The organism is Achromobacter sp. T5-5 (assembly GCF_055397965.1).
Window position 1 is genome coordinate 633754 of record NZ_AP027919.1, and the last position, 18995, is coordinate 652748.

The following is an 18995-nucleotide window of genomic DNA, read 5'->3' on the forward strand; positions in this document are numbered from 1 at the left end:
TGCAAATCCTAGAGGGTGAAACGAGCGCGGATCAGTGGGCCAGGCTGCGGCGGTGCAGCCGGTCGGCCAGCCAGATCAGCGCGGCAATGAAGATGAAAAGGCAGGTCGAGACCGCGGCGATCACCGGAGAGATCTGCAGCGTGACTTCGTCCCAGAACTGCTTGGGCAGCGTCGCGTTCAGCCCGCCCGAAGCGAACAGCGCGATCGTCAGTTCGTCGAACGAGGTCGCAAACGCGAACAGGAACGACGACAAGAGGCCGGCGCTCAGGATCGGGAAGGTCACGAAGCGCAGCGTCGACCACGGGCCCGCGCCCAGGCTCTGCGCCGCCAGATCCAGGCGCGTATCGTAATTGCGCAGCACCGCCATCATGGTGATCACCACGTAGGGCACCGCCACGACCGTGTGCGCAAGGATCAGCCCGATGGTCGAACCCACCAGCCCCACACGCGCAAAGAAATAGAACATGCCCACCGCGATGATCATGCGCGGCACCACGATCGGCGACAGCACGAAGGCCAGCATCGCCGACTTGCCCCGCATGTTCGCGCGCACCAGCAGGAACGCGGCCGGCGTGCCGATCAGCATCGCCAGCAGGCCCGTGCCCACGCCCACGATCAGCGACCGCGTGATCGCCTGCATCCAGACGGGCGAGGTGAACATCTGCTCGTACCACTGCAGCGAAAATCCCTTGGGCGGCCACGTCAGGCCCGAGCCCGAATCGAACGACAGCGGAATCATCAGGAAGGCGGGCGCGGCCAGGAACGCCAGCACCAGCAGGACGATCCACCACAGCGTGCGCGACTGGCCGGTGCCCGACACCGAGCGGCGCAGGCGTGCGGGCAGCAGGGCGAACAGCGCATCGGACACATTGGCCAGCACGGTCAGCACCGCCTCGCCCGCGCGCCGCGACAGGCTTTGCGTGCCCGACGCGCGCACCCGGGTCGACGCGCCGCCGGCCATCGTCGACAGGCCCAGCACCTTGTCGTAGATCGCGAACACCACCAGCACCACCACCAGCAGCAGCACCGACACGGCGCCCGCGAACTCCCAGTTCAGCGTCTGCTGGACCTGGTCGATGATGATCTGCGTGATCATCGTCTCCTTGCGTCCGCCCAGCAGCGCGGGCGTGATGAAAAAGCCGATGGCGGTCACGAACACCATGATCGCCGCGGCGGCCACGCCGGGCATCGACAGCGGGAAATAGATCTTCCAGAACGCCGTGCCGGGCCGCGCGCCCAGCGTGGACGCGGCGCGGGGCAGGTTGCGGTCGATGTTCTCCATCACGGACAGCATCGTCAGCACTGCCAGCGGCATCAGCGCGTGCACCATGCCCACCAGCACGCTGCCGAAGTTGTAGAGCAGGTTGGCGGGCGCATCCAGGATGCCCAGCGCCTGCAGCAACTGGTTCACCACGCCGTTCCTGCCCAGCAGCACGACCCACGCAAAGGTGCGCACCAGGAAGCTCGTCCAGAACGACAGCAGCACCCAGAACAGCAGGGACGTCTTGCGCCTGGCCGACAGGCTGGAGATCAGGTAGGCCACGGGATACCCCGCCACCACGGAAAAGAACGTCGTCCACAGCGAGATCTTCAACGTGATGAGCAGCACATTCACGTAGACCGACGACGCGAAGAGCTTCTGGTACTGCGCCAGGCTGAAGCCCTGTTCGCCAAAGACGCTCAGCAGCAGCAACTGGCCCACGGGGTAGATCAGCAGCACCACCAGCAGCAGGACCAGGGGCGCGGCCATCAGGAAGTGGCGGCGGCCCGGGCTCATGCGTTGACGGGGTTTGGCAAGGGTTGTCATGGGATCACTCCGCGATGGCCACCGCATCCGCGGCCGCCCAGCTCACCGACAGCGGCTGCCCGATGTCGTAGTGCTCGGCCTGGCGCTGCGTGGGGTAGGCCACGACGACCGGCCCGGCATCGGCGGCGCCGGTGTCCAGGTAGAGCTTGGTCAGGCTGCCCGTCACCATCACGTCCAGCAGCTTGCCGGTCAGCGCGTCGCCCGCGGCGCCGGCCGCGCCGACGCGCAGGTTCTGCGGGCGCAGCATTACGGTGACCTTTTGGCCTGCCTGGATGGGCGCGCCGTTGGACAAGGCCTGTCCCGTCACGCCCTGATGGGCGAGCTTCACGGACAGGGTCTCGCCGTCGACCGCCGTCACCACGCCCTGCAGCAGGTTCGATTCGCCGAGGAAGTCGGCCACGAACAGCGTGCGCGGACGGAAATACAGGTCGGCCGGCGTGCCGAGCTGCTCGATGGCCCCGCCGTTCATCAGGCAGATGCGGTCCGACATCGTCATTGCCTCTTCCTGGTCATGCGTCACGTAGACGATGGTCGTGCCCAGTTCGCGGTGGATGCGCTTGATCTCCAGCTGCATCTGGTCGCGCAGCTTCTTGTCCAGCGCGCCCAGCGGTTCGTCCATCAGGATGATCGCGGGCCGGTAGACCATGCAGCGGGCCAGCGCGATGCGCTGCTGCTGTCCGCCGGACAGTTCGCGCGGCAGGCGCGCCGCCACATGGGGCAGCCGCACCATTTCCAGCGCCTCGAGCGCGCGGCGGCGGGCCTCGGCCGCCGGCACCTTGCGCATCTTCAGCGGAAACGCGATGTTCTCCTCGATCGTCATGTGCGGGAACAGCGCGTAGTTCTGGAACACCATGCCGATATCGCGTTCGTAGGGGGCGCCGTAGGTCACGTCGACGCCGTCGATCAGCACGCGGCCCTCGTCGGGCTGGGCCAGGCCGGCGATCAGGCTCAGGAGCGTGGTCTTGCCGGACCCGGAGGGACCGAGCAGGGTCAGGAACTCGCCGCGGGCGACGTCCAGGTGCGTGGGCGCCAGCGCGACGAATTCGCCATAGCGTTTGCCCAGGCCCGAGATTTGCAGATTGGAAGAAGACATGGTGTTCGACACAAAGAGAATTGGCCCCGCGCCGCCCAGCGTGCGCGCGCGGGTTGCAGGCTTACTTCAGCACCCAGCCGTTGAAGCGCTCGATCACGTCGCGCTGCTTGTCCAGCCAGTACGCCGCATTGATGTGCAGGCCGTTCTTGATGTTGTCCGGGTGCGTGGGGCAATTGCGCGCCACGTCGGCCTTGATGTAATCGAACGCGGCGGGCTGCGTGACGCCCGCGGCGAAAAACTCCACCAGCGCGGCCTGGCGCTTGGGATCGGAGGCAAACTTGATGAATTCGCGGCACGCGTCGGCGTTGGGCGAGCCCTTCAGGATCGCCCAGTTGTCGCAGCCCCAGATGTTCTGGTCCCACACGATCTGCACCGGCGCGCCATTGGCGGCGGCCGACTGCGCCCGCGACACCCACGTGGCGATCATGTCCACCTCGCCCGAGCCCAGCATCTGCTCGACCTGCGCGCCGGTGTTCCACCACACGTCGACGGACGGCTTGATCTTGTCCAGGCTGGCCAGCGCGCGGTCGATGTCGCACGGATAGACCTTGTCGGTCGGCACGCCGTCGGCCATCAGCGCCTGCTCGATGGTGTCGAACGGGTGCTTGCGCAGGCCGCGGCGCCCCGGGAAGTCCTTCACGTTCCAGAAGTCGGCCCACGAGGCCGGGGCCTTGCGGCCCTTGAAGGCGTCCGTGCGGTAGGCCAGCACGGTGGTGTAGACGTTGTTGCCCACGCCGTAGGGCGACATGTACTGCTTGGGGATGGTGGCCACGACCGGATCGGACTCCAGGCCGTGTTTTTCCAGGTACACCTTGCCGCCTTCGGTCAGCATCAGGATGGCGGGTTGGCTGATCTTGGCCATGTCCCAGGTGTAGTTGCCCGTATCCACCATGCTGCGGATCTGGGCGGTGGGTTCGGCATTGGCCTGCACGCCCACGACCTGGATGCCGGTGGCTTCCGAGAAGGGCTTGTAGAACACCGCGCCATACGCCTTGCTGTAGATCCCGCCGTCGTCGCGCACGACGATGCGCTTGGAGGCGGCGCGCGAGGGCGTCCAGATCATGGGCATGGCCAGCGCGGCGGCGCCGGCGGCCACGGTCTTGAGCGCGTTGCGGCGCGAGGCGTTGTGGGAGGTCGATTTCATGGAAGACTCCTGCGGGTCAAAGACGACGGATCGGGAACGACGGCTCAGGGCAGCAAGCGGCCGGGATTGAAGAGGTTGGAGGGATCGAAGGTGGCTTTCAGCGCGCGCATCATGTCCAGTTCGACGGCAGACTTGTAGTGCGCCATCTCGGCCAGCGACGTGCGGCCCACGCCGTGTTCGGCGCTGAACGTGCCGCCCAGCGCATCGGCCACGTCGTTGACGGCGCGCCGGATGGCGGCGGCCATGGCGTCGCGGTCGGGCAGTGCATCCCAGGCGGCGAAGGTGAAGAAAGGAATGAAATGGACGTTGCCGTCGCCCAGGTGCGCCACGATCAGCACGGGCAGGTCTGGCACCAGGCGGCGCACGGCGAGGGTGGCTTCATCGATGAAGCGCGGGACGCTGGACACGGGCACCGCGCTGTCGGTGGTCAGGCCGACGCCCGCCTTCTTGTTGCCTTCCGACACGCTGTGGCGCACTTCCCAGAGCGCGGCGCGCTGCGTGTCGTTGCTGGCCACCACCGCGTCGTGCAGCAGGCCCTGCTCGGAAGCCTGTTCCAGGATCTGTTGCAGCAGGTCCTGCAGGCCGGCGCCGTCGCCGGTGTCGGACAGTTCGACCAGCACGTGCCAGGGATGCGCCCCGGCCAGCGGATTCTTGCGGCCGGGCACGTGTTCCATCACGACGTCGAGCTGGTTGCGGTCGATCATCTCGAAGGCCGACAGACGCGAACCGCAGGCATCCTGGAACCGGCCCAGGATGTCCAGCGCGGCCTGCGGACTGTCGGGCGCCAGCCACGCCACGGCGTGGGCGGTGGGCAGCGGATGCAGCTTGAGCACCGCGGCGGTGACGATGCCCATCGTGCCTTCGGCGCCGATGAACAGGTGCTTCAGGTCGAAACCCGTGTTGTTCTTGCGCAGGGCGGTCATGCCATTCCAGATGCGGCCGTCCGGCAGCACCACTTCCAGGCCAAGGATGTTGTCGCGCGTATTGCCGTAGCGCAGCACGCCCGTGCCGCCCGCATTGGTCGCGATGGTGCCGCCGATCTGGCACGAGCCTTCCGCACCCAGGCTGATCGGATAGAGACGGCCGCTCGCGGCGGCGGCTTCCTGGATCGTGGCCAGCACGCAGCCGGCTTCGACCTGCATGGAGTTGTTCGCCGCGTCGATGCCGCGGATCCTGCGCATGCGGGACAGGTTCACGATGACGGGCGGGGTGCCGTCCGCCGCCGGGACCGCGCCGCCGCACAGGCTGGTGTTGCCGCCTTGCGGCAGCACCGGCGTGCCGTGCAGGTTGCACAGGCGCACGATGTCCGACACCTGCTGCGTATTGCCGGGCAGGGCCACGCACAGCGCCGGGCCCTTGTACCGGCCGCGCCAGTCCTCGGTGTAGCTGGCGGTGTCGACTTCGGAATGAAGAATGGCGTCCTGGCCCAGGGCCTGGGTCAACGCGTCTAGCAGGGTGATGCCGTTGGTCATGTCTGTGGTCCCGAATGGAGCTGGCGCGTCGGTGCACGCCCCAGCGCATTGAGGCACAGCATACGATTACTTAAATCGCTTTTCGATTTGATTAATCGTCATGCAATTGATTTTAGGGTATGTCCTAGGCGTTGAAACCGCAGGTCAACGCGGGGGCTGCACAAGAGGACTTGGACGCGGCCCGCGATTCTGGCAAGGTTGCGCGCGGATGTCCCGGCAGGGGGCCGCTGTCGTGAGGTCTAATGGGTGACCCGGATTGCTCCCGCCGGATCGAGCGAAATACAATTGGATCGCTCGAAATGAAATTTATATGGCATCCCCTGGGCGGACAGCCGGCGGTTCGGATCCGGGTACGGCCGCAACGGGCTATCCGCCGCGCCGGGACGCGGCCACGCGGCCCTGGCGATTCTGCGCGACGAACGGGACAATGCCGCTTAGACTCGGGGCCGCACCTGGCGGGCGCAGGACGCCCAGGCCGTGCGCAAGCGAGATACCCGACCTGCAATCCCTATTCCGGAACTGAAAAGCATCATGCGTGAAAAGATCGTCTTCATCGGCGGCGGCAATATGGCCTCCGCCATCATCGACGGCCTGCTTGGCCAGGGCCGGGCGCTGACCGATTTCCTGGTGGTCGAGCCCTATGCGCCCACGCGCGAGGCGCTGACCGCGCGCGGCCTGCCGTGCCAGGAGACCGTCACCGCCGACATCGCCGGCGCCGCGCTGTGCGTGCTGGCCACCAAGCCGCAGGTGCTGCGCGAAGCCTGCGGCCAGGTGCGCCAGCATTTGCCCGCCGAAGCCACCGTGGTCAGCATCGCCGCGGGCGTCGAACTTGCCGCGCTGTCGGACTGGCTTGGCGGCCACGCGCGCATCGTGCGCGCCATGCCGAACACGCCGGCCAAGGTGGGCCTGGGCATGACCGGCCTGTACGCCACGCCGGCCTGCGGCCAAGTCGAGCGCGATCGGGTCGACGCGCTGTTTGCCGCCGTCGGCGAACGCATCTGGACCGAGACCGAAGCCATGATCGACGCCGTCACCGCGGTGACGGGCAGCGGTCCCGGCTACGTGTTCCACTTCATGGCCGCGCTGGAAAAGGGCGCCGTGGAGCTGGGCTTCGCGCCGGCCGATGCCCGCCGCCTGGCGGTCGCGACGTTCCGCGGCGCGGCCGGACTGGCAGCCAGCGAGGATGTGCCGCTGTCCGAATTGCAGGAGCGCGTCACCTCCAAGGGCGGCACCACCTATGCCGCGCTGTCGCACATGCAGGAAGCGGGCGTGGCCGTGGCCATCGCGCAGGCCGTGCACAAGGCCGAGCAACGCGCGCGCGAACTGTCGGCGGGGTAAGGGCCCCAGGGCCCGGCCCGGCGGCGCGCCGGGCCATCAGCGTCGCCGGCCCAGCAGCCACAGCAAAGCGGCCGCCGCCAGGATGGCCGCGACGTTGAACTGCATGGCCGAGGCGAACGCGTGCGCATGGCGCTCGGCCGCGCTCGCGTGCGCGTACGCCTCCAGCGTGCCGCCATACAGCATGCCGGCGGCCGACACCCCCAGCGCGGCGCCCACCTGCTGCAAGGTCGAGACCACGCCCGCCGCCATGCCGGCCTGGCGGTCCTGGACCAGCCCCATCGCCAGATTCACCAGCGGCGTGTTGACGGCGCCCTGCGCCGCGCCCAGCCACACCAGCGCCGGCAGCAGCGACCAGGGCTCCAGATGGGCGCCGGCGCTGCCCGTCTGCAGCATCAGCGCGGCCGTGGCCCCGCCGTACAGCAGGGCGGCCAGCGCGATCGCCCGCGTTCCGTACCTGGCGACCAGCCGCGGGGCGGCCATCGACCCCGCCACGAATCCGACGCTGGCCGGCGCGAAGATCAGGCCGGCCGTCAGCGCGTCGCGTCCGAAGCCGGTCTGCACCAGCAAGGCATAGCAAAGAAACATGGTGCTGGCGGTGGAGAACACCAGCATCACGACGAGGCACCCCGCCGCAAAGCGGGGCTGCGCCAGCAAGGCCATGTCCACCAGCGGCGCGCCGCCCCGTGCGGCGATGCGGCGCTGCAGTCGCGCGAAGGCCGCCAGCGCGGCCGCCGATGCCGCGCCGCAGGCCAGTGTCCAGGCCGGCCATTGGCGCGCGGGGCCCTCGATCAGCGCGAGCAGCAGCAACGCCAGTCCCAGCCCCACCAGCGCCGCGCCAGGCCAGTCCATCGCCGCGCCCGAGGGCTCGACGGACTCGGGCATATGGCGAGCCAGCCAGCAAGCCAGCAGCCCCAAGGGCAGGTTGACGAGGAAGATGGCGCGCCACGCCAGTCCGAACAGATCGGCATGGACGATCCATCCGCCGAGTACCTGTCCGGCGATGGCGGCCAGCCCCAGCGTCATGCCCAGCAACCCGAACGCCCGCCGCCGCGCGTGTCCGTCGTAGCTGACGCGGATCAGCGCATACACCTGCGGGAACAGCATCGCCGCGGCCGCGCCTTGCAGGATGCGCGCGGCGATCAATGTGCCGGGCGTGGGCGCCAGGCCGCACAGCGCGGACGCCAACGCAAAGCCCGCCATGCCCAGCATGAACAGCCGGCGCCTGCCGTGCCGGTCGCCCAGCCGGCTGCCCGCGATCAGCAGCACCCCGTACGCCAATTCGTAGGCGGCAATGATGAAGTTGATCTGCGCGAAGCTGGCCGACAGCGTGGCTTGCATGCTGGGTATGGCCACGTTCACGACAAAGAGGTCGAAGATCGTGATGAAGCCGCCGGAGAGCAGCACGGCCAGGCCGAGACGGCCCAGGGCCGGGGAGGCGGCGTGCGCGGCGGGGGCGGGTTGGCAGGCGGAGGGGAGGGTGGATGTCGTCATGAAAGCGCCAGGAAAGTTCAGATCGGCGCTATTCTGGGCGGGCTTTTAGCCTTATACAATTTAGCTGCTTATGCTATTACTGCCTGCAATATGTCCATGACAGCACCTGCCCCTTCCCCCCGGTTGGCACGCACGCGCGCCGACCTGTCTGAATTCCTGCGGCTGCGCCGCGAACGCCTCAGCCCCGCCGACCTCGGCCTGCCGCCCGGCCGGCGCCGCCGCACGCCCGGACTGCGCCGGGAGGAGGTCGCGGCGCTGGCGGGTGTCGGACTGGCCTGGTACACGTGGTTCGAACAGGGCCGCAACATCAGCGTGTCGGCCGCCTTCCTGGAAAACTTGGCGCGCGTGCTGCGGCTGGACGATGCGGAGCGCCGCCACCTGTACCTGCTGGCGCACCAGCGTCCGCCCGCCGAGACCGGCCGCACGTGGTGCACGGTGCCCGCGCAGGTGCGCCGCCTGATGGATGACCTGCCCACGCGTCCGGCCTACATCCTGAACCTGCGCTGGGACGTGGTGCTGTGGAACGCCGCCGCGGACAAGGTGTTCGGTTTTTCAGCGCAGGCGCCTGGGCGCCGCAACCTGCTCTGGATGCTGTTCGTGGACCCTGCGATGCGCACCCGCTTCGTGGATTGGGCGGCGCAGGCGCCCCGCATGCTGTCCTCGTTCCGGCGCGATTTCGCCAGCGCCGCCGGCGTGTCCGACATCGCCGAGCTGGTCGACGAGCTGGAACGGGTCTCGCCCGATTTCCAGTCATGGTGGCGCGAGCACGACGTGCATGGCGCCTGCATGGGCCTGCGCAGCCTGCACGTGGGGCCGCTGGGCGATATCGCGTTCGAGCACGCCACGTTGAGTGTCGATGAAAGCCGCCATCTGCGGCTGGTCGTCTACGCGCCCGCGCCGGACGAGCCCAAGGCGGCGGACTTCGCCCGCTGGGTGCAAGCCAGCCCGCCGGCGTCGGGTGGCCCGGCGGGGTAGGCGGGTTGCGCGGGGGTCTGGCGGGGTTGACGGCAACCAGTCTGTAGATATATCGTACGAGCTATATCTTAAGATACAACGTCAGATACATCGTCAGATGCATCGCCAGATACATCGCCGGAGCCCACCATGCGCCATTCCCATTTCATCGCCGCGTTCCAACGCGCCCTCGAGGGTCAGGGCCGCCGCAGCCACGGACGCCACGGCCATTCCCACCCTCACGGCCCGCTTCCGCACGGGCTCGAGTGCCATCATCCTGCCTCTCCCCACGGCGCGCGTCCTCACCCCCGTCACGCCAGCGCGGGCGGCGACTGGTTCTCCGGGGCCCAGGACGGCCGCGGCGACGCCGATGGCTTCGGGGGCGACGGCCGCGGTTTCACCCGCAGCCGCAAGGTGTCCAGCGACGACCTGCAGCTCATGCTGCTGGGCCTGCTGGAACAGAACCCCAGCCACGGCTATGAACTCATCAAGGCGCTGGGCGCATTGAGCAACGGCTTCTACACGCCCAGCCCCGGCATGGTCTATCCCGCGCTGACCTATCTGGAAGAACTGGGCTACGCCACGGTCGAGCAGGAGGGGACCAAGAAGCGCTACCACCTGTCCGAGCCCGGCCGCGCGCACCTGGATGCCAACCGCGAGCGCCTGGAGCTGATGTTCAACAAGCTCAAGCACGTGGCCCGCAAGATGGACTGGATGCGCCAGGCCTGGAGCGGCCAGCCGCGCAGCACCGGTCCCGAGGGCGAGGATGCCCGCACCGGCTGGCTGCCCGAATTCGTGGCGGCGCGCCAGGCGCTCAAGCGCGCGCTGCTGGACCGCACCGACGCCTCCCCCGCCGAACAACGACGCATCGCCGCCATCCTGGCGCGTGCGACCGACGCAATCACCGGCAAGACCGGCAACTGATCGCGTCCCCCACACTCTGGAGTTTCCATGACCCGTAGCGACCTGAACGTCGAGCGCGTTCGCCACCCCCTGAAGATGCGCCTGCTGACCGTGACGCGCGTGGAGCGCATCGCCGGCCTGCTGGCGCGCATCACCTTCACCGGCGAGGACCTGCAGGACTTCGTGTCCGCGTCCTTCGACGACCACGTGAAAGTCTTTTTCCCCGCCGATCCCGCGCTGGCGCCGGTGCTGCCCACCGCCGGGCCCGACGGCATCAAGTTCCCCGAGGGCGTGCCGCGGCCCGCCGCGCGCGACTACACGCCGCGCCGCTTTGATACCGCGCGCCAGGAGCTTGAGATCGAATTCGTGCTGCACGGCGACGGCCCCGCCTCGACCTGGGCCGAGCAGGCCCGGCCGGGCCAGCAGCTTGGCATCGGCGGCCCGCGCGGTTCGTTCGTGGTGCCCAAGGCGTTCGACTGGCATGTGCTGATCGGCGACGAGACCGCGCTGCCCGCCATCGCCCGCCGGCTTGAAGAACTGCCCGCCACGGCGCAGGCGCTGGTGCTGATCGAAGTCCCGGCGCAGGCCAATGAAATCCCGCTGCCCACGTCCGCCAAGGCCTCGGTGCGCTGGCTGCACCGCAACGGCACCGCGCCGGGCTACAGCACGCTGTTGCTCGAAGCCGCGCGTGACCTGGCGCTGCCGCAGGGCGAGGGGTATGTGTGGGTCGCGGCGGAATCCTCCACCGCCAAGGCCGTGCGCGAGATCATGGTGGCGCAGCACGGCATCGACAAGGGCCGCATCCGCGCCGCCAGCTACTGGAAGCGCGGCGCGGTCGCCGTGCATGAATCGCACGACGACTGAGGGGCGTCACCGGCTGCGGGATTCGCGCGCCAGCGCAAGCAGGTTTGCCGCCCGCGCCCCGGGCGCGTGCTGGCGCAGCGCCAGCCCCAGCACCGCCCGGGGCCCGTCCAGCGCGAAGGGGCGGTAGACCACGCCATCGGGCCGCAGGTGCCGCAGCGATGCCGGCACGATCGCCACGCCCATCCCCGCCGCCACCAGATTCACCGCCGATGACAACTGCGGCGCCTGCTGGCCGATGCGCGGACTCAGGCCCTGCTGCCGGCACGCCGCCATGATGTCCGCGCTGAGCCCGTAGCCCGACTTGCGCGAATACAGGATGAAGTGCTCGCGCGCCAGGTCGGCGGGCGCGAGGCGCTTGCGGCGCGCCAGCGCATGTCCCAGCGGCAGCGCCACCACCAGCGGTTCCTCAACCAGTTGCGTGAACGCCAGTCCGCCTTCCAGCGCGAACGGCGGCCGCACGAACGCGGCATCTATCGCGCCTTCGCGCAGCCGCGCCACCAGCGTTTCGCTGTCGCCTTGCGACAGCGTCATCTCGACTTCCGGGTAGCGTTCGCGGTATTGGCGGATCAGTTCGGTCACCACGCCGTTAAAGGACGCCGACTCGGTAAATCCCAATGTCAGTTCGCCGACCTCGCCGCGTGCCGCGCGCCGGGCCGTGCGCATCGCGGCGTCCGCGCGTTGCAGGATGTCTTGCGCGCACACAAGAAACGCGCGGCCCGCGTCGTTGAGCGCGACGCCCCGCCCCGTGCGGTCAAAGAGCGGCGTGTCCACTTCCTGTTCAAGCTGGCGTATCTGCTGGCTGAGCGGCGGCTGCGCCATGCCCAGCAGCTCGGCCGCGCGCGTGAAATGCTGGGCCTCGGCCGTGACGACGAAATAGCGGAGATGGCGCAGTTCCATACAGATACCTAAAAAGTACTGATCAGCAAGTTTTCATATATTGGACATTCTAGTCGCGCGCGCCGATCATGCCTGCATCGTCAATCGCACCGAAGGAAATCCATGACCGCCACCCCGAATCCCGGCGCGCTGCTGCGCCAGCGCCTGTCTGAAGACATCGTCGTCGCGCCCGGCGCCTACGACGGCCTGTCCGCGCGGCTGGTCGCCGCGGCGGGCTTTTCGGCCGTCTACGCCAGCGGCGGCGCCATCGCCCGCGCGGCGGGCTATCCCGACATCGGCCTGCTCAGCTTCACGGAGGTGATGGACCGCGTGGAAAAGATCGTCGACGCCAGCGGCCTGCCCGTGGTGGCGGACGCGGACACGGGGTTTGGCGGATCGGCCAATGTGGAGCGCACCGTGTGCCTGATGGAACGCGCGGGCGTGGCCGCGTTCCATATCGAAGACCAGTCCTTTCCCAAGCGTTGCGGCCACCTGGACGACAAGAGCCTGGTGGACGCCGACGAGATGTGCCGCAAGGTCCACATCGCGCGCCAGACGCTGGCCGACGCGGACACGCTGGTCATCGCGCGCACCGACGCGATCGCGGTGGAAGGCTTCGACGCGGCCATCGCCCGCGCCGAGCGCTACCTGAAAGCGGGCGCCGACATGATCTTCGTCGAGGCGCCCGAGACGCTGGCGCAGATCCGCGCCATCGCCGAGCGGCTGCCCGGCCTGAAGCTCATCAACATGTTCTACGGCGGCAAGACGCCGCTGGTGCCGCTGCCGGACCTGGCCGCCATGGGCTATCGCCTGGCGATCATTCCGTCGGACCTGCAGCGCGCGGCCATCCATGCGATGCAGGCCACGTTGCAAGCCATCCGGCAGACGGGCGACAGCAGCGCGCTGGCGGACCGCCTGACCAGCTTCAAGGAGCGTGAAGAAATCGTGCAGACCCGCCGTTATCTGGCGCTGGATACTCAGTAGGCGCTGGCCTGCGGACGGTCCTTGCAGCCGCGGGGCATGCGCAGCGGCCACAGGCGCTGCCCGGCGGCGCCGTACAGCGTGCGGATGCCGCACTGCATCTGCACGTAGGCGAGCCGATGGCCGGTGTCGTCGATGATCTGCGACACGTCATCCGTGGAGACCACGGCGCGCTGTTGCGAGAAGCCCGACAACGCCTGGAAGTCTGCCGGGATGGCGAACTCGCCCTCGCGGTTCACGTAGCCATAGCTGCGGTCCTTGCGGGCAGGCGCCAGGCCTTCGCGCATCGCGCCCAGCGCGTCGAAGGCGGGCCCCACCAGCGCGCCCCGGGTGTCCACCCAGCGCACCCCGCCGCCGGACAGTTGCGTCACGGCGCGGCCGTCCGAGAACGCCGATGCCAGGCCGTCGACCGTGAGCCGGGGCTTGCCCGAGAGGTCGGTGTAGTCGGTCCGGGTCCCGCGGTCCGTCGAGTAATGGCGCAGCAGCATGTCGGAGCGGCGCGGCCAGACCCATTCGCCCTTGGGCAAGGTCGCGAGGGTCTTGCCGTTGGCGTCGATGATGCGCGTGCCGGCGGCGTCCATCGCCAGGGCTCGCGCGGGCGCGCCCCGGAAATCGGTTGCGGTCCAGGCCGCGGGTTCGATCTGCCAGGCGCCGCTGGCGTTCAGGTAGCCCTGGCGGTTCGGGCGGCGGATCTCCATCCAGTCGCCCAGGCGGATGTAGTCGGCGTCCTTCATGTCCAGCGCGTCCGAGCCGTCCGGCGAGATGATCCAGCGGCGTTCGCGATTGCCCGCGCTGAGCGAGCCATCTCCAAAGTCGCCGATCTGCAGGCCGGGCATGAAGGCGGTCAGCGCCTTGCCTTGCGCATTGAAGACGGCGGCGGGGCGGTCGGATTCGAACTCCTGCTTGCCGGGTTGCGAGACCCGCCACAGCATCTCGTTCACGCGTTCGACGTCGTGATGACTGGCCGGCAGGATCCACCGGCCCTGCATGTCGATGACGCCGACGCGGCCCGCGCCCAGCGCGGCGACCGCCTGGCCGTTGTGGAAGTCGCCGATGCGGCTGAACGCGGGCGCGGCCAGCTCCTTGCCGGCGACGAAGTCGTACAGCCCCCACGGCGCGCCGTCGGCCGCCGTCTTCAGGAAGCGCACCACGCCGGGCGCCACGACCTGCGAATCAAAGTTCTCCGGCAGCGCGTAGGTCTTGCCCGCGCGATCGATCATCCGCACCACGCCATCGCCATAGACCTGCGCGTAACCGTGGCGGAACATGCCGATGTGCTGCTGAACGGGCAGGTCCAGCGCCTTGCCGCGCGCATCCAGCAGCACCATGCCTTCGTCGGTCTCGGCGGCGTAGCGCAACGGGTCCGCCTTGATCGGGGCATCGGCCTGGCCGCCGGCATCGTCCAGCGGCGTGACCGCAGACCACGAGGCATCGGTCACGATGCTGCCGTCCGCCAGCAGCAGGCCCACCTCCACGTCATCGCACTGGCAATGGCTTTGCCCGAGCAGGCCCAGCGGACCGCCCGGCACGCCGCCCGGCAGCGGCGTCAGCGGCCGGTCCCGTAGCGCCGCCACGGTCTCGGGCTTGAGCAGCGCCTTGCCCTCGCGGTCCACCACGTTGAGCAGCTCGTCCTGCGCGCCGGACAGCCACAGATTGCCCTCGCGCACCGCGATGCGGCGGGCGTCTGCCAGCCAGGCAGGCGCGCTGGCGCCGTGCAGCCAGGCGCCCGAGGGCGTCAGCAGGCCGGCGGCCCGGCTGGAGCCATCCACGAACAGCACATAGCCCTCCATCTCGTCTGTCACCGACAAGCCCTGGCCCAGCGTGACGGGGGTCTTGTGTCCCGGGACCAGCGCCACAAGCTGGTCGCCAGACGGGTACACAATGATGTCGGCATGGCGCTGCGAGGCGTGGCCTTCGTCCTGCGTCAGGGTGGCGACGACCGTGCCATCGCGGTCCAGCACCGCAAAGCCGGCCTGGCGCGGCAGCGCCGCGCTGAAGAACGCCGTGCCCACCGGATTCATGCTTTCGTACTGCTGGCCGGCGCCGATGAGCTTGCCGTCGGCGGTCACCATCATCGAGCCCTCGGCGCCGTAGCCGGTGGCCACGCCGGCGCCCTCCTGCACGTAGATGTCGTCCAGCACCGGCTCCACGACCCAGTTCCAGTCCTTGTCCACCACGCCGTACTTCGCCTGGCCATCGGAGGCAATGTACAGGCCCTTGTCCCCCAGCGGCCGCGTGATCACGACGCCGGCGCCGCCGTAGCGGCGTTCGCCGGAGGCCGAGCGGTACTCTTCCCGGTACTGGACGGTCGCCCGCGCGGGCACGCCGTCGGACAGGCGCACGTCGCGCACGACTTCCTCGAACGGCTGGCCGACAGGCTTGCCCTGGCGGTCGATCAGCATGGGCCTGCCGTCCAGGGTGGCCACCGCCAGTCCGACCTCGACGAAGTCCTGCACCGCGTCATAGCGCGGCCGCACCGCCATGCGGCCCCTGGTGTCGATGAACCCCCATTTTCCCTGCCACTGCACCGCGGCCAGTCCATGGCGGAAGTCGCGCACCGCCTCGAAGATGGGCTTGATCGCGACGCGGCCATCGGCGTCCAGAAAGCCCCAGGCATGGCGGCGCAGCGAGAAGTCGCGCGGCACGCGGTCGATGTTCTCGACGGCCGAAGGCAGCAGCACCGCGGCGCGCTCGTCGTGCAGGTCCCGGATGCAGCCGTTGCCGAAGGGACTGCGCGAGGCGATGTCGTCGGCGGCGGGATAGGCCTCGTAGAAGACCTCGCCCAGGCAGTACACATGGCCGGAATACGCCTGCGCGGACAGGGACGCGCCCAGCGCGGCCAGGGCGCAGGCGATGCGGGTGGTGCGAAGCACACGTGACGTCATGATCATTCTGCGTTGGCTTGTTCAGTTGCGGGAGGGGTGATGCCAGCGGCCTCGGGGCAGTCGAGTTTGCGCGGCGGCCAGCTCTGCCTGTCCTGGGCGTCCACGATCACCATCGTGCCGCACAGCAGGCCGAACAGCGCGGTGGTCTTGCCCTTGGTGTCGATGTATTCGACCAGTCGGGTGCGGCGCACCAGCGCGCGCCCCTCGTGGAAGTCGTCGGCCCACGTGAACGCGGGCGCGATGGCGTAGCGTCCGGTCAGGTCGATGTAGCCGTACTGCTTGCCGGTGCGCGCCAGGCGGCGGGCCCGGGCGAGCCCGTCCTTCAAGGGGCCGAGATAGTCGAAGTGCGCGCCCACGACGCGCTTGCCGTCCGCGTCGATGAACCCGTACTTGTTCCGGGCATCGCTGTAGGGCACCACGCCTTCGCTGGCCTTGTCGGCGTCGAACGCGTAGCGGCCCGGCAGCCGCGCGATCTCGCGGCCCTGCAGGTCCACCATGATGCTGGACGAATCCTCGCTGTCATTGAAGACGACGCGCCGCATCGACGCCAGCGGCGTGCCGTCGCCCCACTTTTCCAGCACGGTCCTGCCGGTCTGGTCGATCACGCGGTAGCCCGGTCCGAGGTAGGCGCGCGCCAGGCCTTCGGGCTGCGCAAAGAACGGATTGAATTCGCCATAGCGCGCAGGCACCTTCAGGTTGCCGCGCGCGTCGATGGCGCCTTCGCGCTCGTCGTATTCGACGTGGATCCACTCCCCGTATTGCTGCGTGCGCGCCGCGCGGCCGTTCGAGACGCGCAGGGCGGCGCCCTGCGCGTCGAACAGCACGGCGCTCTCGTCGGCCAGCTCGCCCAGGTAGCGTCCGTCCTGCAGTTTCTGCGGCTTGCCGATCACGGGTTCGCTCGCCTTGCCCGTGCGCAGGTTGATCACGCGGTAGGCGCTTTCGCGATAGCCGCCGCGCTCGCGCTTGGCGTCGGGCGCATCCACCAGCATGAGGCCGTTGCCCAGGTATTCCAGGTCGTACGCGCCGTCGTACCGGGCGGGCAGCACCCACTTGCCCTCCCGGTTGACCACGCCCCAGCGGCCCTGGTCCTGCACCTTGGCCCAGTCGTCCTCGAATTCCTCGATCTGGTCGTAGACCGGCTTGAGCATCGGCGCGCCCTTGCGCAGGTTCCAGATGCCCCAGCGGCGCTGGCGGTTTTCGTTCATGGCGCGGTAATGCAGCAGGTCGCCATCAATGCGCGACGCCTCTTCCAGCACCTCGGCCGGGACGGGCACCTTCTGGCCGCGGGCATCGATCAAGTCGGCTTCGCGGCGGTCCATGTCCTTCGTGCGGGCCCAGGTGTAGGCGCCCTTGAAAGGGCGCATCTCCGCGTACCGCGGCTCGACGGCCCACGCGCCGTCGGGACCGATTGCGCCGACTTGGTACTGCCTGGTGCGTGCGACGATCGGCAGCGCGACGTCGTAGGTGTCGATGCTGTCCCACTCGGGATTGGTCACGATGGTGCCCGCGGCGGTCAGCACCCCCAGCGGTTTGTCATAGTCGAGGGGACGCAGCAGCGCCAGCGGCGCGTCGGCATTGCCGACGGCTTCGCGTCGGTAATGGAACTCGCTGACGTCGTAGCCGCGCAGGCGGGAGAGGGTGGCCTCATCCAGCATGGCGCGGCCGTCGCGGGCGTAGATCTGGTAGAGCGATAGGTCATCGTCGGCGGCAAGGGCCGCGTCCTGCGCGGTGTCGTAGGAGGCCGTGGCGGCGTCGCTGGCAGCCGTGGCGGCGTCGCTGGCGGCTTGCGTCGCGGCATCGCCGGCCTGGGCCGCCACTGGCGGGTCCACGAAGGCGGCTGCGGTTTCGGCCGCTGACGCCTCCTGCATCGCGTCCGCAGCGGCCTCTGCCTCTGGGTTTGCCTCGGGTTTTGCCTCTGCCTCCTTGGCCGCAGCCGCGTCCCCACCGGCCTGCGCCGCATCGGCCGCATGCATCGTATCGGCGGTGGAGTCCGCCGCCGGCCCCGCCGGCGCGCCGTACACCCACGCGCGCCCGTCGTGGACTTTCACCTCGCCGTTGCGCAGCGCCAGAAGCTGCACGCCGCCTGCGGGGTCGATCAGCAGCGTCATGCCGGGTTCGGAGGCGATGCGCCATCCCTCGCGCTGCGCCACGCCCAGGTAGTCGTCGCGAAACACGTGCAGGGGCTGGAGTTCTCCGTCCAGCAGCGACGTGCCGCCGTTGGCGCCCGCTTTGGCCAGCCATACGCCCGGCGCCAGCAGTTGGACGCTGGTGTAGCGCTGCGTCGACAGCGGCTCGCCGCGCAGGTCGACGAATTCCCAGGCGCGCTCGCGATTCACGGCCACCACGTCGCCGTCGCGCAGCGGCGGGGCGAAGGAACGCAAGGTTTGCGGGGCGACCGCCCATGCGCCGTGGCGGTCTAGCAGCCCCCACCAGCCGCCGTAGCGCGAGCCGCGCGCCTGGGCGGGCAGATAGCCGCCGCTGGGCGCGGCCAGCGCCATCACGTCCTCGGGCAGCGCGGCCGGCTTGCCGGTCGTGGTGTTGAACAGGCTGGGCGGTGTCGGGATCTCCATGGCCGCCAGCGTCTGGCCGGGCGCAAAGCCCGACGTGCGCGTGCCCAGCGCAAAGGTCTTGAGCACTTTGCCGTGGCGGTCGATCAGTACGTCCTGGCCGTTTTCCTCGGCCAAGGCCGTCCCCTGCGCGTTGAACCCCGTGGCTTCCGAGAACCGCGGCTCGATGGCCCAGCGTCCCTGTCGGTCGATGTAGCCCCAGAGGTCGTCCCGGCTGACCGCGGCCAGTCCGTTCTGGAAGGGCCGGGCGTCCGAGTACGCGGGCGCGATGGCCATGGCGCCCTGCTTGTCGATATAGCCCCAGGCGGCCGATTCGCCATCGGCGGTGCCCACCAGCACGGCGGCCAGGCCTTCCTGGTAGGGCTGATTGCACGGCGTGCCGGCGCCTTCGCCGACGTAGTTCAGGCCGCATTGCTGCGTCCAATCGGGCTGCGCGTGCGCGCCGGCGGGCGCCAGCAGCGCCAATCCGGCCAGCGCCGCGGCGAGCGCCAGGGGCCTGAAGAACGGCGCCGCCGTCATGGTTTGCGGGCGCGGCCAGGAACCGCGGAAGTGAAAGTGCCAGACCGGGCGTGCCACATGAGTCGATGCCTGCCGAGGTGAATGGAGAAGGCAGCACTGTA

General features: G+C 69.2%; 13 protein-coding genes. 5 read left to right on the forward strand and 8 right to left on the reverse strand.

The window, feature by feature from the left end; genetic code table 11:
- Window positions 1-31 precede the first annotated feature (31 nt).
- From ACZ50Q_RS02940 to ACZ50Q_RS02955, 4 genes are all read right to left on the reverse strand, one after another.
- Entirely contained in the window at window positions 32-1807 is a 1776-nt protein-coding gene (locus tag ACZ50Q_RS02940; protein WP_464080486.1) for an ABC transporter permease subunit, read from the reverse strand.
- A 4-nt stretch (window positions 1808-1811) separates the two neighbouring features.
- Complete coding sequence (locus ACZ50Q_RS02945; RefSeq protein ID WP_464080487.1) at window positions 1812-2900, reverse strand: ABC transporter ATP-binding protein; 1089 nt, start codon at window positions 2898-2900, stop codon at window positions 1812-1814.
- Window positions 2901-2961: 61 nt separating this feature from the next.
- Window positions 2962-4044, reverse strand: a complete 1083-nt coding sequence (locus tag ACZ50Q_RS02950) for an ABC transporter substrate-binding protein (protein WP_076517242.1) — start codon at window positions 4042-4044, stop codon at window positions 2962-2964.
- 44 nt (window positions 4045-4088) lie between these two features.
- Window positions 4089-5516 carry an FAD-binding oxidoreductase gene (locus ACZ50Q_RS02955; protein ID WP_464080488.1) on the reverse strand — a complete coding sequence of 476 codons (1428 nt, stop codon included), beginning with the start codon at window positions 5514-5516 and terminating at the stop codon, window positions 4089-4091.
- A gap of 531 nt (window positions 5517-6047) precedes the next feature.
- Here ACZ50Q_RS02955 and proC point away from each other — a divergent pair.
- Complete coding sequence (gene proC, locus ACZ50Q_RS02960) at window positions 6048-6854, forward strand: pyrroline-5-carboxylate reductase (protein ID WP_464080489.1); 807 nt, start codon at window positions 6048-6050, stop codon at window positions 6852-6854.
- A gap of 36 nt (window positions 6855-6890) precedes the next feature.
- Here the strand turns inward: proC and ACZ50Q_RS02965 are convergent, their stop codons facing one another.
- The gene (locus tag ACZ50Q_RS02965) at window positions 6891-8345 is read right to left on the reverse strand and encodes an MFS transporter (protein ID WP_464080490.1); all 1455 of its coding nucleotides are present in this window, start codon (window positions 8343-8345) and stop codon (window positions 6891-6893) included.
- Window positions 8346-8441: 96 nt separating this feature from the next.
- On the opposite strand from ACZ50Q_RS02965, the gene ACZ50Q_RS02970 reads away from it, so the two are divergent.
- From ACZ50Q_RS02970 to ACZ50Q_RS02980, 3 genes are all read left to right on the forward strand, one after another.
- On the forward strand, window positions 8442-9320 hold the full coding sequence (locus ACZ50Q_RS02970) for a helix-turn-helix transcriptional regulator (protein WP_464080491.1): 879 nt from the start codon (window positions 8442-8444) through the stop codon (window positions 9318-9320).
- Window positions 9321-9449: 129 nt separating this feature from the next.
- Window positions 9450-10223, forward strand: coding sequence for a PadR family transcriptional regulator (locus ACZ50Q_RS02975; protein ID WP_464080492.1), 774 nt, complete (start codon window positions 9450-9452; stop codon window positions 10221-10223).
- Between the two features lie 27 nt (window positions 10224-10250).
- Window positions 10251-11066, forward strand: coding sequence for a siderophore-interacting protein (locus tag ACZ50Q_RS02980; RefSeq protein WP_464080493.1), 816 nt, complete (start codon window positions 10251-10253; stop codon window positions 11064-11066).
- A 6-nt stretch (window positions 11067-11072) separates the two neighbouring features.
- On the opposite strand, the gene ACZ50Q_RS02985 is transcribed toward ACZ50Q_RS02980, so the two are convergent.
- A complete protein-coding gene (locus ACZ50Q_RS02985) occupies window positions 11073-11963 on the reverse strand; it encodes a LysR family transcriptional regulator (protein ID WP_464080494.1) in 891 nt (296 codons plus the stop codon).
- Window positions 11964-12065: 102 nt separating this feature from the next.
- Between ACZ50Q_RS02985 and ACZ50Q_RS02990 the strand changes: the two genes are divergently transcribed.
- Window positions 12066-12926, forward strand: coding sequence for an isocitrate lyase/PEP mutase family protein (locus ACZ50Q_RS02990; protein ID WP_464080495.1), 861 nt, complete (start codon window positions 12066-12068; stop codon window positions 12924-12926).
- Here ACZ50Q_RS02990 and ACZ50Q_RS02995 read toward each other — a convergent pair.
- Together ACZ50Q_RS02995 and ACZ50Q_RS03000 are read right to left on the reverse strand one after the other, a co-directional pair.
- Window positions 12920-15808 carry a WG repeat-containing protein gene (locus ACZ50Q_RS02995; RefSeq protein ID WP_464080496.1) on the reverse strand — a complete coding sequence of 963 codons (2889 nt, stop codon included), beginning with the start codon at window positions 15806-15808 and terminating at the stop codon, window positions 12920-12922. The genes ACZ50Q_RS02990 and ACZ50Q_RS02995 overlap by 7 nt on opposite strands.
- 2 nt (window positions 15809-15810) lie before the next feature.
- Window positions 15811-18951, reverse strand: a complete 3141-nt coding sequence (locus ACZ50Q_RS03000) for a WG repeat-containing protein (RefSeq protein ID WP_464080497.1) — start codon at window positions 18949-18951, stop codon at window positions 15811-15813.
- Window positions 18952-18995 lie beyond the last annotated feature (44 nt).